Annotated in this window: 14 protein-coding genes and 1 tRNA gene; 12 read left to right on the top strand and 3 right to left on the bottom strand. The window is 47.7% G+C overall.

Annotated features, from left to right (window positions below; all coding sequences use genetic code 11):
* Positions 1 to 50: 50 nt before the first annotated feature.
* The 7 genes from murG (at position 51) to C3V43_RS10560 (ending at position 8023) form a co-directional block, all read left to right on the top strand.
* The gene (gene murG / locus C3V43_RS10590) at positions 51 to 1241 is read left to right on the top strand and encodes an undecaprenyldiphospho-muramoylpentapeptide beta-N-acetylglucosaminyltransferase (protein WP_106069783.1); all 1191 of its coding nucleotides are present in this window, start codon (positions 51 to 53) and stop codon (positions 1239 to 1241) included.
* Complete coding sequence (gene murC / locus C3V43_RS10585; protein ID WP_106069782.1) at positions 1238 to 2623, top strand: UDP-N-acetylmuramate--L-alanine ligase; 1386 nt, start codon at positions 1238 to 1240, stop codon at positions 2621 to 2623. Before murG ends, murC begins: the two co-directional genes overlap by 4 nt.
* Positions 2624 to 2645: 22 nt before the next feature.
* Complete coding sequence (locus C3V43_RS10580; RefSeq protein ID WP_106069781.1) at positions 2646 to 3383, top strand: cell division protein FtsQ/DivIB; 738 nt, start codon at positions 2646 to 2648, stop codon at positions 3381 to 3383.
* A 102-nt stretch (positions 3384 to 3485) separates the two neighbouring features.
* Positions 3486 to 4910, top strand: coding sequence for a cell division protein FtsA (gene ftsA, locus C3V43_RS10575; protein ID WP_106069780.1), 1425 nt, complete (start codon positions 3486 to 3488; stop codon positions 4908 to 4910).
* Between the two features lie 63 nt (positions 4911 to 4973).
* The gene (gene ftsZ, locus C3V43_RS10570) at positions 4974 to 6299 is read left to right on the top strand and encodes a cell division protein FtsZ (RefSeq protein ID WP_106069779.1); all 1326 of its coding nucleotides are present in this window, start codon (positions 4974 to 4976) and stop codon (positions 6297 to 6299) included.
* 89 nt (positions 6300 to 6388) lie between these two features.
* Positions 6389 to 6838: a GatB/YqeY domain-containing protein gene (locus C3V43_RS10565; RefSeq protein WP_106069778.1), complete on the top strand. Its 450-nt coding sequence runs from the start codon at positions 6389 to 6391 to the stop codon at positions 6836 to 6838.
* Between the two features lie 690 nt (positions 6839 to 7528).
* Positions 7529 to 8023, top strand: a complete 495-nt coding sequence (locus C3V43_RS10560; RefSeq protein WP_106069777.1) for a DUF3836 domain-containing protein — start codon at positions 7529 to 7531, stop codon at positions 8021 to 8023.
* A gap of 11 nt (positions 8024 to 8034) precedes the next feature.
* Here the strand turns inward: C3V43_RS10560 and recO are convergent, their stop codons facing one another.
* Complete coding sequence (gene recO / locus C3V43_RS10555) at positions 8035 to 8763, bottom strand: DNA repair protein RecO (protein ID WP_106069776.1); 729 nt, start codon at positions 8761 to 8763, stop codon at positions 8035 to 8037.
* 285 nt (positions 8764 to 9048) lie between these two features.
* On the opposite strand from recO, the gene C3V43_RS10550 reads away from it, so the two are divergent.
* The 3 genes from C3V43_RS10550 to gyrB all read left to right on the top strand — a co-directional run bounded on the left by C3V43_RS10550 (position 9049) and on the right by gyrB (position 11597).
* Positions 9049 to 9120: transfer RNA gene (locus C3V43_RS10550), tRNA-Glu, on the top strand.
* A gap of 36 nt (positions 9121 to 9156) precedes the next feature.
* The gene (rpsT, locus tag C3V43_RS10545) at positions 9157 to 9411 is read left to right on the top strand and encodes a 30S ribosomal protein S20 (protein WP_106069775.1); all 255 of its coding nucleotides are present in this window, start codon (positions 9157 to 9159) and stop codon (positions 9409 to 9411) included.
* A 212-nt stretch (positions 9412 to 9623) separates the two neighbouring features.
* Positions 9624 to 11597, top strand: coding sequence for a DNA topoisomerase (ATP-hydrolyzing) subunit B (gyrB, locus tag C3V43_RS10540; protein ID WP_106069774.1), 1974 nt, complete (start codon positions 9624 to 9626; stop codon positions 11595 to 11597).
* A 392-nt stretch (positions 11598 to 11989) separates the two neighbouring features.
* Here the strand turns inward: gyrB and C3V43_RS10535 are convergent, their stop codons facing one another.
* The gene (locus C3V43_RS10535; protein WP_106069773.1) at positions 11990 to 12571 is read right to left on the bottom strand and encodes a DUF3109 family protein; all 582 of its coding nucleotides are present in this window, start codon (positions 12569 to 12571) and stop codon (positions 11990 to 11992) included.
* A 180-nt stretch (positions 12572 to 12751) separates the two neighbouring features.
* On the opposite strand from C3V43_RS10535, the gene C3V43_RS10530 reads away from it, so the two are divergent.
* Positions 12752 to 13381, top strand: a complete 630-nt coding sequence (locus C3V43_RS10530; RefSeq protein WP_106069772.1) for a porin family protein — start codon at positions 12752 to 12754, stop codon at positions 13379 to 13381.
* 84 nt (positions 13382 to 13465) lie between these two features.
* On the opposite strand, the gene gpmI is transcribed toward C3V43_RS10530, so the two are convergent.
* Positions 13466 to 14980: a 2,3-bisphosphoglycerate-independent phosphoglycerate mutase gene (gene gpmI / locus C3V43_RS10525; protein WP_106069771.1), complete on the bottom strand. Its 1515-nt coding sequence runs from the start codon at positions 14978 to 14980 to the stop codon at positions 13466 to 13468.
* A gap of 194 nt (positions 14981 to 15174) precedes the next feature.
* On the opposite strand from gpmI, the gene C3V43_RS10520 reads away from it, so the two are divergent.
* Positions 15175 to 16728 carry an outer membrane protein assembly factor BamB family protein gene (locus tag C3V43_RS10520; protein WP_106069770.1) on the top strand — a complete coding sequence of 518 codons (1554 nt, stop codon included), beginning with the start codon at positions 15175 to 15177 and terminating at the stop codon, positions 16726 to 16728.
* Positions 16729 to 17279 lie beyond the last annotated feature (551 nt).

Raw genomic sequence — 17279 nt, 5'->3', positions numbered from 1 at the left:
CCGACGGCAAGCAATAACTAAAAAAGACAGTATAAAGAAAGGAACCTAATATGAATCAAAACAGCAACAATAACAACCTTCCACCTCTTTCTGCAGATGAAAAGCAAAAGATCAGGCTCATTATCAGCGGTGGTGGAACCGGAGGACATATTTTTCCTGCAATTTCCATAGCCAATGCAATAAAAGAACTCCACCCCAGTGCCGAGATTCTATTCGTGGGAGCCGAAGGAAGAATGGAAATGCAGCGAGTTCCTGATGCCGGATACAAGATCATAGGACTCCCCGTTGCAGGCTTCGACCGCAAACGACTGTGGAAAAACTTTGCCGTACTGGTGAAGCTGGTACGCAGCCAATGGAAAGCACGCTGCATCATCAAGGAGTTCCACCCACAAGTTGTTGTAGGCGTAGGTGGTTATGCCAGCGGTCCCACGCTGAAAATGGCAGGAATGATGGGGATTCCCACGTTGATACAGGAACAGAACTCTTATGCCGGCGTCACCAATAAACTGCTCGCCAAGAAAGCCGACAAGATTTGTGTGGCTTATGAAGGCATGGAGAAATTCTTTCCGGCAGAAAAAATCATCATGACCGGAAACCCTGTACGCCAAAGTCTGCTCACGCACCTCACCTCGCACGAAGAAGCCATAGGAAACTTCGGGCTGAATCCGGCAAAGAAAACCATTCTTATATTGGGCGGCAGTTTAGGAGCACGCACCATCAACCAAACACTGACCGCAGAGCTGGAAAGCATCCGTGCCAACTTCGACATACAGTTTATCTGGCAGACAGGGAAGATATATATCAATCAGGTCAGAGAAGCAATCACTGCTGCCACAGGTGAACCCGTGCGCCAGCCTCACATCCCTGCAATCCCCAATCTATATGTAACGGATTTCATCAAGGACATGGCACAAGCCTATGCAGCAGCCGACCTCGTAATTTCACGTGCCGGTGCCGGTTCCATTTCCGAATTCTGTCTTCTACACAAGCCCGTCATTTTGGTACCCTCGCCCAATGTGGCAGAAGATCATCAAACTCAAAATGCTTTGGCTTTGGTGAATAAAGGTGCTGCAATCTTTGTAAAAGATGCAGAAGCCAATGAGAAATTGTTACCTACTGCGTTAGAAACCGTCACCAACGCAGAAAAGCTGAAGAGCCTGAGTGAGAACATTGCTGCGCTGGCACTGCCAGACTCAGCTACCATTATTGCAAAAGAAGTATTGAAACTAATTAAGAAATGAATATAGAAACTATCAAATCTGTCTATTTCGTCGGTGCCGGAGGCATCGGCATGAGTGCCTTGATACGCTACTTTCTATCCAAAGGAAAGATGGTGGCGGGATATGACCGCACCCCCAGCGAACTGACCGAACGCCTGATGAAAGAAGGAGCGCAAATACACTATCAAGAAGATATAGACCTTATCCCCGAAGCATGCAAAGACAAGGCCGGCACTTTGGTGGTTTACACTCCCGCCGTTCCGCAAGAGCATGCAGAGCTGAGCTATTTCCGTGAAAACGGGTTCGAAATTCACAAACGCTCCCAAGTATTGGGAATCATCACTCGCAGCAGCAAAGCCCTGTGCGTGGCAGGAACACACGGCAAAACAACTACCAGCACCATGGCCGCCCATTTGCTTCATCAATCCCATATAGGTTGTACGGCATTCCTCGGAGGAATATCAAAGAACTATGGTACCAACCTGTTACTTTCTCCAACCAGTCCTTACACCGTTATCGAGGCAGATGAGTTCGACCGCTCCTTTCATTGGTTGTCACCTTGGGTAAGCGTGATCACTTCCACCGACCCCGACCATTTGGATATATACGGAACCAAAGAAGCTTATCTTGAAAGTTTCCGCCACTATACCACCCTTATCCAACCGGGCGGTGCATTGATTATCCACAAAGGACTGGAACTACAACCCGATGTCCGTCCCGGCGTGACCACTTACATCTATTCGCGCAACGAAGGCGACTTTCGCGCCGAGAATATCCGTATCGGGAACGGCGAAATCTTCATAGACTTCGTGGCACCGGACACCCGCATCAACAACATCCAATTAGGTGTCCCCGTCAGTATCAACATCGAAAACGGCATAGCCGCTATGGCACTTGCCCATCTGAGTGGTACCACAGACGAGGAAATCAGACAAGGCATGAAAAGCTTCAGTGGAGTAGACCGTCGTTTCGACTTCAAATTGAAGACCGATCAGATTGTTTTCCTCAGCGATTATGCCCATCATCCGGCAGAAATAGCGCAAAGCGTGAAGTCCGTTCGCGAACTGTATCAAGACAGGAAGATAACCGCCATTTTCCAGCCTCACCTCTATACCCGCACCCGCGATTTCTATAAAGAGTTTGCCGACAGCCTCTCCTTGCTCGATGAAGTCATCCTGACCGAGATATATCCTGCCCGTGAGTTACCTATTCCCGGAGTAACCAGTCAATTGATTTATGACCATCTGCGGTCGGGCATTGAGAAGTGTATCTGCAAGAAAGAGGATATACTGAAACTGCTTTCCGAGAAAGAAATAGAAGTGCTGATAGTATTGGGAGCCGGCGATTTGGATAATTACGTACCCGAAATCACCCGTCTGCTTGAACAGCGCAGCAAACAGTAAACCGTAAAATGTAATTAGAGATATGATTAAAAGGATTCTGCTTTCTATCGTTCTGCTGCTTGTCATTGCCTACCTGGTAGTGGCAGTCACCACTTTCAACAGGCGACCATCCTCGCGGGTGTGTCGTGAGGTGGAGCTGGTGATAAAGGATACGGCATACGCCGGCTTCATTACGAAAAAGGAAGTAGTGGCCCTATTGGAGAAGAAAGGCATCAGCCCTATAGGAAAGGAGCTGGAACGCATACGTACCAAAACCTTAGAAAAGGAACTTGCCAAACATTCCCTCATCAATCGGGTGGAATGTTACAAAACGCCAAGTGGTAAACTTTGCATCGAAGTAAGCCAGCGCATCCCCATTCTGCGAATAATAGCCAACAACGGCGAGAACTACTATCTGGACAATGAAGGCACCGTGATGCCCCCCGACGTGAAGTGCGTTGCACACCTTGCTGTAGTGACCGGAAATGTAGAAAAGTCGTTTGCAATGAGGGATTTATATAAGTTTGGTGTATTTTTGCAAAATAATTCATTCTGGGATGCACAAATAGAGCAAATCAATGTGTTGCCCGGCAAGAATATCGAATTAGTGCCACGCGTAGGCGACCATCTTATCTATTTAGGCAAATTGACGGATTTCGAGAAGAAGCTGAAACGCGTCAAGGCATTTTATGAAAAAGGATTGAATCAGGTGGGGTGGAACAAATATTCCCGCATCAACGTAGAATTTGATAACCAAATAATTTGTACGAAAAGGGAATAAAGGATTTTACCATCCGTTCATTTTTCAATCACGATTCAATTGTCGGATGGTATCGTGCAGCAAATAATTAATTGTAAATAGTCTAATAGTAAATAAAAAGATATGGCAACAACAGATTTTATCGCCGCCATCGAGTTGAGTTCTTCCAAGATTTCCGGTATTGCAGGAAAGAAGAACAGTGACGGAAGTCTCCAAGTGTTGGCTTACACACGCGAAGATGCCTCCTCGTTCATCCATAAGGGGGTCATCTACAACATCGACAAGGCAGCTCAGGCACTGACTTCCATCATCAATAAGCTGGAAGGACAACTGAACAACTCCATAGCCAAGGTATATACAGGCATCGGCGGACAATCTTTGCGCACGGTCAAGAATAAGGTGAGCCGCACGCTGGAGGAAGAAAGCATCATCTCGCAAGAATTAGTGGACGAGATTTGCGATGAAAATCACGACGCACCTCTGATAGAGATGAGTGTGCTGGATGTAGCCCCTCAAGAGTATAAGATAGACAATACACTACAAGTAGAGCCGGTGGGTGCTACGGGACAATACATCACCGGACAATTCCTCAATATCGTGTCGCGTGCATCGCTGAAGAAGAATCTGGAGCACAGCTTCGAGCAAGCTAAGATAGAAATAGCCGACGACTTACTTGTGACCCCCATAGCATTATCCAAAGTGATGCTGACCGAAAGTGAAATGCGTTCGGGATGTGCGCTGGTGGATTTTGGTGCCGATACCACCACCATTTCTGTCTTCAAGAACAACATTCTGCGCTACCTCAGCGTACTGCCATTGGGTGGAAACACCATCACCCGAGACATTGCCTCGCTGCAAATGGAAGAAGAGGATGCCGAGAAACTGAAAATACAATACGGAAACGCACTCTACGAAGAGGAAGAAGAAAGCGAAACAACCGTTGCATGTACGCTTGAAGACGGACGCACATTCGAGTTGAGCTTGCTGAACAACATCATCGGAGCACGTGCCGAAGAGATTCTTGCCAACGTATGGAGCCAACTGCAACTTTCGGGCTATGAGGATAAACTCTTCTCCGGTGTTGTATTCACCGGTGGAGGCTCTAACCTGAAGAATCTGGAAAAGGCCTTCCGCAGGATAAGCAAGATGGAGAAGGTGAGAATCGCCCCATTCATATGTAACGCTGTGCACGGCCGTGTCGAAGGACTAAAGAAAGATGGCATGCAGAATACGCTGCTCGGCCTGCTGGCCGCCGGAAACGAAAACTGCTGCTTGCAGGAAGTAAAGCCTGCGCAGACCTCCGATCCCGAAAGCGCTTTTTCCCAACAGATTGACATGTTCGATAATGACGAAACATTAAAAGAACAGGAAGCTGCCGCACGTGCCGCCAAAGCACAGCGCGACAAGGAAGAGAAAGAACGCAAGGAGCGTGAACGCAAAGAAAAAGAAGAGCGTGAGAAAGCAGAGAAGAAGAGAAGGCCCGGTTGGATTGAGAAGGGCATTAGCAGATTTTCCAATGTAATCTTCTCGGACGACGACATGAACTAAAAAAGTAATCATCAAATTGCCAATTGTCAGTCATCAATTGTCAATTATCAATTTATAAAAGATATGGATAATATAGTACAATTCGATTTCCCCACCGATTCCCCGAAAATCATCAAAGTAATCGGTGTGGGTGGCGGTGGCGGCAATGCCGTGAACCACATGTATCGGGAAGGCATACATGATGTGGCTTTCGTGGTGTGCAACACCGACCGCAAAGCTCTTGAAGAGTCACCCGTACCGGTGAAACTGCAATTGGGGCACGAAGGCTTGGGAGCCGGCAACCTTCCCATCAAAGCCAAAGAAGCTACCGAAGAGAGCATCAGCGACGTGCAGAATATGCTGAACGATGGCACCAAGATGGTATTCATCACTGCCGGAATGGGTGGAGGAACCGGAACCGGAGCCGCACCGACCATAGCCAAGATAGCCAAGGACATGGACATACTGACGGTGGGCATTGTCACCATCCCGTTTCGTTGGGAAGGCGATAAGAAGATAGACCAAGCGTTGGACGGCGTAGAGGAAATCAGCAAACACGTGGATGCGTTGCTCGTCATCAACAACGAGAAATTAGGCGAGATATATCCCGACCTCTCCGTGAAGACAGCCTTTGCCAAAGCCAACGACACCTTGCTGGTGGCCGCCAAGAGCATTGCCGAAATTATCACTATGAGAGGTATCATAAACCTCGACTTCAACGATGTACGCACGGTGATGAAAGATGGCGGCGTAGCCATCATGAGTACCGGCTACGGCGAAGGCGACAGCCGCGTAAGCATGGCCATCCGCAACGCCCAACACTCGCCGTTGCTGAACAACAACGACATCTTCAACTCCAAGAAAGTGCTGCTCAACATCTCGTACAGCAGTGAGCACGAACTGATGATGAGCGAAATGGACGAGATAAAGGAATTCATGAACCGCTTCAACCGCGACTTCGAGACAAAGTTCGGCATGGTGGAAGACGACAAGTTGGAGCAGAGCGTAAAGATTACCCTGCTCGCCACCGGGTTTGGTATTCAGGACATCCACATGAAGGAGATGGACGACCGCATCAACCAGCGCACCGCCGAAGAACAGCAGCGCCTTGCCGAATTGGAAGAAGAGGAAGAACAGAAGCGAAGCCGCCGCGAAGTGTACTACGGCAAAGACGTCAATGCACGGTCGCAGCGTAACCGCCGTCGCCACATCTACCTCTTCAATCCCGAAGACCTGGATAATGCCGACATCATCGGCATGGTAGAGAACTCGCCCACTTACTTACGTGACAAGAGTACGCTAAATGCCATCAAGCAGAAAGCCGAGAGCAACGCCGAAGAAGCACTTGCTGCCGAGGCTGCCCGCGAGGCGGAAGCCAACGAAGGGGGAATTATCCGGTTTAGCATATAATGCCCAACCATGTGCCGGGCCTGATACAATCTTGCCGGACACACAAACCATTCTTTAAATAGTAAATAGTCAAAATAGCAAATAACAAAATGGATTTATTTGAAAAAGTCAGCGAAGACATAAAAACCGCCATGAAGGCTAAAGATAAAATAGCCCTCGACACCTTGAGAAATGTAAAGAAAGTATTCCTCGAAGCAAAAACAGCCCCCGGCGCCAACGATACCTTGAGCGACGCAGACGCTTTGAAGATTATCCAAAAACTGACCAAGCAAGGCAAGGATGCCGCCGAGATCTATGTACAGCAAGGCCGGCAGGACCTGGCAGATGCCGAACTGGCCCAAGTGAAAGTGATGGAAGCCTATCTGCCCAAACAGTTGTCTCCCGAAGAGTTGGAAGCAGCCTTGAAAGAGATTATCAGTGAAGTAGGCGCCACCGGCGGTAAAGACATGGGCAAGGTGATGGGCGTAGCCAGTAAAAAATTAGCCGGACTTGCCGAAGGACGCGCCATCTCTGCCAAAGTGAAAGAACTGCTGGGATAAAAACAGCTCCACCCGAATCATACTGCTTGTTTATAGAAGCGTGCTTCAACCCTATTGCTTTCTCTCTATCGGATAGAAGAGAGACGGCAGCGGGTTAAAGCACGCTTTTTCTATCCCCGGACGCTACCAACAGACTATCCGGGCGGCATAGACAGGATGGGGGCAGAAGTGCTTGTATCTGCCTTTAAAAAAGAAGATGATTTCATGAAACATAGGGAAGAAAGCCCGCAATGTAACAATCGTTTACCTTACTGAAAACCTCTTCGAGGAAAAAAGAAAAAGCAAAAGCACCCTTGCCAGAGCACCCTCTGACGAGGGGGTACATAAGTATACGACTGATGTACCATCAGTATACGACTGAGGCACCATCAGTATAGGACTGATGTACCATCAATATACGTCCTATCCGTCCCATCTTTTTTTTCTCGGCCCTCAAAAAAGAAAATTTGGCAAGATTTTTCAAAAGGAAAGCCGAAATGTCCGTTCATAGGCGGACAACCGTTCGAAAACGAACAGTCAAGCAAACCATAATCACGCTGATTTACAGACAATTACCTGTTTGGCACAGCTATTGACCATTATCTTGCGAAGACGCAGGAGCAAAAGAGAGGACAGGCATGCAACTTTCCAACCGGCTGCAGCGTCTAAAAGTAAAACAAGGAAAGTAATAACCCTAAAAAATAAAAGAGTATGAAAACAACAGTTTTATTCAAGGCAATGGTATTCGCAGCAATGATTATGGCAACTGCTATGAATATGAAAGTGAAAGCACAAGAAGAGAATTTCATCACCAACGAAGAAGTAAAGAACGGACTAGTGACGGCCAAAACCATCTTCAAGCAAGAGGGAAGCTACCTCAGCAAACAGTTCCGCTATGAATTTACGTACGATGAACAGAATCGTCTCACCGGCAAACAAGCCAGCAAATGGAACAGCATAAAGGAACAATGGATGCCCTATTATAAGATAACCTACACTTACGGCACCGAAAAAATCATCATGGATTATGCGCGCTGGAATGAAAAACACCGCGCCTACGACAAAGATGTACAAAGAAGCCAATACGAGCTGAACGAAGAAAACATGCCGGTGGCACAGAAAATCTACCGGCAAAACGCAGCAACCCATGATTGGACACTGGTCAGCTTCAACAAAAAAGACCGCCTGGCCAACGGATGGGTATAAGAGTAATGAAGTCAGTCGAACAATTCTTTCAACACTTCGATTGACTTCAGCACCGGGAAATCAGGAAGATGCAACCGATAATACTCGTTCATGATGATCAGGCAACGCATGCGTTCCTCGCGGCTCATGGCAAAAAGATGCATCGTCTCATAATTCATCCGCATCAACCGTGTCAGCCGGGCGGCTTCTGCCGGAACGATATAATTAGAATGGACCTGCGGCCGCAAAGAGGTGAAGCAGGCATTCCGCAAATCGAAATAGTCGCCCGGACGATAATCTTCCAAATTGGGATAGAGCCCCAGGAAACGGGAAAGGCGCATCAGGAAAACCAGATGAAAATTGGCAAACCCTGTTCGGCATTCATCCAACCAAATAACAGAATGCTGCAAATAGGCAAACAATGGGCGGTTCTCAGCCTCCTCACGAACTGCACGATAAAGAAATTCTGACAGAAACATGGCTATGGCCGACTTATAGGGGTTATAAGGCAAGGAAGAGAACGGATAATGCGACTTCGCCTCCCTCACTTTATATATGGTGGAGGTAGGACGAAGTTCAACCTCCAAATCAACCAACGCCAACGGCTGGAAAAGCACCGACTTCACCATCGCCTTGCGCGAACGGGGAACAGACACCAGGAACGAAGCCCTGCCAAACGCCTCTGTATAGACATCGACTATGAGTGAAGTATCTTTGTATTTCAGGGTGTGCAGCACAATCCCCAACGTTTTCTGTAACATTCCGTCCGCTCTTGTTTGGTTTCAATCGGATAACAAAGCTACGAAAAAAGCCCGAGAAACAAAGAGCGAATAAAAAAGAATAAGAAAAACAGCAAAGGACAAAAAAATAAAGCATTAATACCTTATTGATTATCAGCCCATAAAATAAGAAAAAACGAAGATAAAGCAACTAAGCCAAATTATTTTTTAGCAAGAACATTTTGCCAATTCAAAAATAGTTTCTACCTTTGCATCCGCAAACGAGAGAAAAGGTGTTTGCACAAGCGGAAACGCTCGACAAAGGATGGCCCGTTCGTCTATCGGTTAGGACGCAAGATTTTCATTCTTGAAAGGGGGGTTCGATTCCCCCACGGGCTACAAATAAAAATAAACGAATTAAAAAGATTAGTCGAGATGGCAAATCACAAATCATCACTGAAAAGAATCAGACAAGAAAGAGCAAGAAGACTTCACAACAGATATTATGGCAAGACCATGAGAAATGCTGTTCGTAAACTTCGCAACACCACGGAAAAGGCCGAAGCAATCGCCATGTATCCCGGTGTTACAAAAATGTTGGATAAATTGGCAAAGACCCACATCATCCACAAAAACAAAGCGAACAACTTGAAGTCCAAATTGGCAATCTACATCAACAAGTTGTCATAATCAGATTTGTCGTGCACAGAATACAAGAGGCTGAGCTTTTTTAGTTCGGCCTTTCTTATTTGTACCCGGTTCACCTTCCCCACTCCCCCCCCTATTATCACCACTTCCTGTACTAAAAAGCTGTAAACTAATCGAATTTATCCACGCAACAAACGTCATATCTCAATAAAATTCAGTATATTTGCTCTGTTATTACAATAAGAAAAAATATTATGACTGAAGAAGAAAAGATAATTGGCGAGAACAATTATTCCGCAAGCAACATTCAGGTTCTGGAAGGATTGGAAGCTGTGCGGAAACGTCCCGCCATGTATATCGGAGACATCAGCGAGAATGGTTTGCACCATCTGGTGTACGAAGTGGTGGACAACTCCATCGACGAAGCCATGGCCGGCTATTGCGACCACATCGAAGTTACCATCAATGAAGACAACTCCATCACCGTACAGGACAACGGTCGCGGTATTCCGGTAGACTGGCACGAAAAGGAACAGAAATCCGCTTTGGAAGTCGTTATGACCGTGTTGCACGCAGGCGGTAAATTCGACAAAGGGTCTTATAAAGTATCCGGCGGTCTGCACGGCGTGGGTGTATCTTGCGTAAACGCACTTTCCACACACATGACCACTCAGATATTCCGTGGCGGGAAAATCTACCAGCAGGAATACGAATGCGGAAAGCCTCTTTATGCCGTCAAAGAAGTTGGTGTTTGCGACACGAACCTGTCGGGAACCAAACAAACCTTTTGGCCGGACGGCAGCATCTTCACCGTCACCGAATATAAATATTCCACCCTCCAAGCACGCCTGCGCGAATTGGCCTACCTGAACAAAGGCATCTACATCACACTGACCGACCTTCGCCAGAAAGACGAGGAAGGCAATCCGATAAACGAAACATTCCACAGCGAGGAGGGCGTCAAAGAATTTGTACGCTACCTCAACAGCAACAACACTCCGCTCTTCGACGACGTCATCTATCTGAACACCGAAAAGGCAGGCATTCCCATCGAATGCGCCATCATGTACAATACCGGCTATCGCGAGAACCTGCACTCTTATGTCAATAACATTAACACAAGAGAAGGAGGTACGCACGAAGGAGGTTTCCGCGCCGCACTGACCCGCGTACTGAAGAAATATGCCGACGACAACTGCGCCAAAGCTTTGGAAAAAGCCAAAGTGGAGATTTCCGGCGAGGACTTCCGCGAAGGGCTGATTGCCGTCATCTCCGTAAAGGTTGCCGAACCGCAGTTTGAAGGACAGACCAAGACCAAGTTGGGCAACAGCGAAGTGAGCGGCGCCGTGAACCAAGCCGTGGGCGAGGCGCTGACTTACTATTTGGAAGAGCATCCCAAAGAAGCCAAAGTAGTGGTAGATAAGGTGCTGCTTGCCGCAACCGCACGTGTTGCCGCACGCAAAGCCCGCGAGTCCGTACAACGCAAATCCCCGATGTCGGGCGGCGGCATGCCGGGCAAGCTGGCCGACTGCTCCAGCAAAGACCCCGAGGAATGCGAACTCTTCCTTGTCGAAGGAGACTCCGCAGGCGGTTCGGCCAAGCAAGGACGCAACCGTGCGTTCCAAGCCATCCTGCCGTTGCGCGGTAAAATCTTGAATGTGGAAAAAGCCATGTGGCACAAGGCATTCGAAAGCGACGAGGTAAACAACATCATCCAGGCATTAGGCATCCGCTTCGGCGTGAACGGAGAAGACAGCAAGGAAGCCAACATAGACAAGTTGCGCTATAAGAAAGTGATTATCATGACCGATGCCGATGTCGATGGCTCTCACATCGACACGCTGATTATGACACTCTTCTTCCGCTACTTCCCGCAAGTCATCCAGCAAGGCATCCTCTATATCGCCACCCCACCGCTTTACCTCTGCACCAAAGGCAAGGTGAAGGAATATTGCTGGACAGACCAGCAGCGTCAGAGGTTTATCGACACTTATGGCGGAGGCTCGGAGAATGCCGTCCATACACAACGCTACAAAGGTTTGGGTGAGATGAATCCGGAACAGTTGTGGGAAACCACCATGAATCCGGAAAACCGCATGCTGAAGCAAGTGCATCTTGAGAATGCCGCCGAAGCCGACTACATCTTCTCCATGCTGATGGGCGAAGACGTGGGACCACGCCGCGAATTTATCGAAAAGAATGCAACGTATGCAAACATCGATGCATAACCTCGGTGACGAAAGTCGCCAAACCATACATCTTTATTAACTAACTTCGCATCTTACAACGAAGAAGCTCCGGACGGGCAGGAATTTCCTGCTGACCGGAGCTTTTCTTATTAACGTGAGTTCGATATAAGAAATTTCTCTAATATGTTATCTATAAGGCACTTAGAGATTTATAAACCCTAAAATAAAGAAATAATCTTGTAATTCGAGTATTTATTACCACTTAAAAGGGTTATAGTGAGCTATTTTATCTAATCAAGTCCATTTTAAGAAGAATTGATAATAACTTAATGTACTTATAATCAATAAGAAACGGAATATTTTCATTTAATTCTTATATCGAACTCACGTTCTTATTACAGCGCATCTTGTTTGTTTATAGAGCCGGAGGATTACAGCATCTTCTGCTGCCTCATCTCATCTGCCACCAATTCCAATTCGGCATACCAATCCTCGCCGAATTTGCGAATCAACGGCGCTTTCAGAAACTTATATACCGGGAGGCTCTCCCTCTGTCCAAGCAATACGGCAGCTTTGCACACATCCCAACGATGGTAGTTCACAGCCTTGTAAGGTCCGTAATCACCTACTCTGATAGGATATAAATGACAGGAGACCGGTTTATAAAAATCGGTTTTCCCTTCCCGGTATGCCTTCTCGATGACACAATAGCAACAACCTTTCTCGTCATAGCAGGTAAAGACGCAATCTTTGCCGTTGACGATGGAAGTCACCAAATCTCCTTCTTCATCCGTATATACCACACCTTGCTTCTCTATTACGGCACGAGCTTCGGGAGCCAGCTCATCCCAAATCACCGGCAAGGCTTCTTCCAGTTTCCCCACCTCTTCCGGCTCCACCGGTGCTCCGGCATCTCCTTCTATGCAACATGCTCCCTTACAGGCGTCCAAGTTGCAAAGAAACTTCTCGCGCAGCACATCAAGGCTGACCACTACATCATCTATCTGAACCATTTCTCTATCGCACATTATAAAATGAGGTCGCAAAGATAACACTTCCATCTGACTGAAACCGGTCTTATCATCAAAAAACAAAGGTAAAGAACCTGCTTTTTTAATATATTATTTATCTTTGCCCCCGGTATCTAACTGATATCCATTCGAAATCAACTGAACTATTAAAGTAAAAAAGACATGAAAAAGAAAATTATGTTAGTGCTATTTGCACTGGTAGTTTCCATGAGCGGTTTTGCACAAGTATCATGGAACGTAAAAGGAGGTCTGAACATGAGCACCTATGTAGGCGACAACACAGACGATGCCAAGTTCAAACCGGGCGTACGCATCGGTGTGGGTATGGAGTATGCTTTGAGTGAGATTATGTCATTGCAACCCTCTTTATACCTTAGCTCAAAAGGAGCAAAGTTTTCCGGTTCCGCCAATTTCCTCGAAGAAAATATCAAAGGCGACATCACCTTCAATCAAACCTATCTGGAATTGCCTGTCAACCTACAATTCCGCTTCAATGCTGCGGGGAACACCAACATCGTTGTGGCCGGCGGTCCTTACTTTGCTTACGGCATAGGCGGAAAGACGACCGCTACAGTTACTGCCGGTGACAACTCAATAAAGAAGAAAGCCGATACATTCGGTAAAGATGGGGTTGACTTGAATCGTTTCGATGCCGGTATCAACATTGAAGCCGGTCTTGAATTCGGTGCCATCCTCGTTGGCATCAACACCCAATTGGGAGTTTGCAGACTTGGAGAGAGTGGATCGCCCAGAAATGCCAACATCGGTGTTACCGTAGGATATAAATTCTGATAACAGACTCTCAAAAACAAAAAGACCGTAACCTCTTTGAAGATTACGGTCTTTTTTTCTATTTATAGATTCTAAGAAACGCTCTTACTTTATCAAGTCCTTTCCTGTCATCTCCTCAGGCTGTTTCATGCCCAAGATGTGCAGGATAGAGGGAGCTACGTCGGCAAGTACGCCGTTCTCCACCTTCGCACTCTTGTTTTCAGTGACGTAGACAAAGGGAACGGGATTGAGAGAGTGAGCCGTATTCGGCGTTCCGTCTTCGTTCAGCGCATGGTCGGCATTGCCGTGGTCGGCAATGATGATTACCTCGTAGTCGTTTGCTTTGGCAGCCTCCACTGTATCTTTCACGCATGCATCGATGGCTTTCACCGCCTTCTCGATGGCTTCATAAACACCGGTATGTCCCACCATGTCGCCGTTGGCAAAGTTCACGACGATGAAGTCGAACTTCCGGGTACGGATGGCTTCCACCAATTTGTCTTTTACTTCGTAGGCACTCATTTCCGGCTTCAAGTCGTAGGTAGCCACTTTCGGTGAAGGAACCAGAATGCGCTCCTCACCGTCGTACGGAGTTTCGCGGCCTCCGTTGAAGAAGAACGTGACATGAGCATATTTCTCGGTCTCGGCCATGTGGAGCTGCGTCTTGCCGTTGGCCGAAAGATATTCGCCCAACGTGTTCTGAACGTTTTCCTTATCGAAAAGGATGTGCACGCCCTTGAAGCTTGCGTCATACGGCGTCATGCAATAGTACTGCAAACCCGGCACGGTGCTCATGCCCTGTTCCGGCATATCCTGCTGGGTCAGAACGATGGTCAGCTCTTTGGCGCGGTCGTTGCGGTAGTTGAAGAAGATAACCACATCGCCTTCCTTGATGGTGCCGTCGAAGCCTCCGTTCACAATCGGCTTGATGAACTCGTCCGTAACGCCCTCGTCGTACGACTCCTGCATGGCCCGGACCATGTCCGTAGCCACCTTGCCTTCACCGTTTACCAACAAATCATAGGCAACCTTGACGCGCTCCCAACGCTTGTCACGGTCCATTGCATAGAAACGCCCCACGATGGAGGCAATCTTGCCGGCTGACTTGCCACAATGGGCGGTCAGCTGCTCGATGAAGCCCTTACCGCTCTTCGGGTCGGTGTCGCGGCCATCCATGAAGCAGTGGATGAAAGTGTTCTCAATGCCATATTCCTTAGAAATATCGCAGAGTTTGAACAAATGGTCGAAAGAGCTGTGTACACCGCCGGTAGAGGTCAACCCCATGAAGTGAATGTTCTTTCCCTTCTCTTTTGCATAAGAAAAAGCCGAAACGATTTCCTTGTTTTTCAGGATGCTTCCATCGGCACAGGCACGGTTTATCTTCACCAAATCCTGATATACGATACGTCCGGCACCGATATTGAGATGGCCTACCTCGGAATTGCCCATCTGTCCGTCGGGCAAACCCACATTCTCGCCGCTTGCCTGAAGTTGCGAGTGCGGGTAATCGGCCAGCAGACTGTCCCAATAGGGAGTAGGCGTATTGAAAATCACATCGTCTTTGCCTTGATCGCCGATGCCCCAGCCATCAAGAATCATTAAAAGGGCTTTCTTGCTCATAATATCAATCGAATTTTAATTGTACAATCCTTTTACATCATAAAAACAAACTTTGCGCAAAGATGTTCTTTTTGCGGATACAAAGGTACAAAAAACAGGAGTTAAAATCTATGATTTCAAAAGAATTATATACTTTTGCCACGTGTTTATACCACCCGTAAACCAATGAATAAACTCATAAACAGCCATTCGTCATGAAAACACGCTTCCTGCTCCCATTGCTCTGCTTCGTTTCTGCAAGCCTGCTTGCCCAAGTACAACCCGACACTGTTTCCATCGGGACAAAAGCCGACGGTACAGAGTTGCGCGCCATCGCCTACTCATTGCCGCAACGAGCCGAAACTTTCTCCATGAGCGAAGAGGGAGATTACCTCTGCATCAACTTCCGCGAAACGACCAAGAGCGGGAAGTATCTGCAAAACAAAGGTGAAATCGGTTTCTACGATTTAAACCGGCAAGAACTGTTGTGGAAAAGTCCCATCAACTACCTTTCCACCGCCACCAGATGCCTCTCGCAGGGTGTGCTTATCAACCGCAACGGCAAGGTGTGGCTGCTGAACAAAGAAGACGGAACGAAACGATGGGAAACCAAACTGCACCCCATCTACATAGACGATTCGCTGGGGCTGATGCTGGGCTACCAATCGGCCACCTCGAACAAGCTGTGCGCCATTGACCTGAATTCGGGCAACGAGCTGTGGCAGACAAAGATGCCCCACCAATACGGTTGGAGCCGGATAGAGGAGTTGGCCGACGGACGGCGGCTCATCGTGGCAGACGAACTGCACCGGCTGAATTTCCGGACAGGCGAGATGGAGACATTCCCCGGAAGCCCCGGCGCCTACGACACGAAAGCCGCCATATTGCAAGGATTGGCAGCAGTGGCTATGGGAACGATGGGTGCGGCAGTGAGCGGAGGAAACATGTACTACGCCTACGTTCCAGTAGCGAACAACACCATCACCTCGCTCTCATCGAACATCCTGCAACACGAAGGCCGGTATTATTGGGCCGACCGTGAGCAGATAGCCTGCATCGACTCGACCATGAACCTTGTCTGGAAGCGGGAGTTTCCGGACGTGAAAGCCGGGCGTTCCATCCTCTTCGTACAAGACGACAAGCTGTACATGCTAAGCTACGGGTACGGATTGCGTGCAAATGGCAGCCGAAAGAAGTACGGACGCCCTTTCATTGCCTGCTACGACCTGCAAGAGGGCACAGAACATTTCTTCAACAAGCTCAGTATGAAGAAAGACATCGTAGAAGATGCGCTGCACACCAAGGATGCGCTTTACATGCTTTTCGACGATGGCCTGGCCTATCAGGAGCTGACCGACTCCGTCGTGAACATCACCCCTTGGGATACCGACCGGAACGGACACCTCTACGCCATGCGACCCGACACCCTTTATGCCGCCAACAACGACTGCACCGCTTTCACACCCCTGTATTTCGACGGGCAATACTGCCCGGTATATAACGATAAGGGAACCCTTTACGAGATAGACAAAGAGCTGAACATCAGCCGCACTTACCACTTGTCAGAAGTGTACCCCATCCGCATCCGTCTTCGCGACTACCTCTGTATAGGATTCAACAACAAATACCATTTCATTCACCGGATAGGCATGCCCGTAGCCCGGATGCCGCTTTCGCTCCGCAAAGGCGAAGCAATCGGCAACAAGCTGTTGATGCTGACCCAAGAAAACCGCCTGCTTTTCCTCAACATGAACGAGGCCGTCCGGTAACCGGCCGGTGATAGGGAGCGGCAGTGACGGACAGCCGCCTCAAGCACGACGCATATCCGGAGAAAAGAAGCATTAAAAAGGCCGGAATCCAAGACCGGACTTCTTTTGAAAAATATCACCAAATAAAGCCTTTTGGAGAAGCGATGAAAAAGGAGAAGCGAAATCAGTCCTATATCGAGGGTACATCAGTCGTATACTTAGGATACCTAAGTATACGACTTAGGTCACCCCCTCTCAGAAGCACTTCCGGCACGTTCTTTTTTCACCCTCCCAATTCTTTGCCAAAGAGAAATTCGGACAGTAAACAATTACAACATTCCTTATTCTCCCCCTTGCTGCTTCCTCTGTTTTATGCCCGAGTTCGATATAATTCTACACTGCCATTTTAGTGACATCATAACTATTTACCTAATTTACAAAGTAATATGTACATGGGAGTTATACCGAATTCAAGCCATCAGAGGGTTAAAAAAGAATAAATAAACAATCCTTTTTTTTTGATTTATAAATGTTTTTTTATTTTAGGCTCATACAGTTTAAAAACGTTTTGC

The organism is Prevotella heparinolytica (assembly GCF_002998535.1).
Taxonomy (GTDB): Bacteria; Bacteroidota; Bacteroidia; order Bacteroidales; family Bacteroidaceae; genus Bacteroides; species Bacteroides heparinolyticus.
This window is presented reverse-complemented; position numbering and strand designations above follow the sequence as displayed.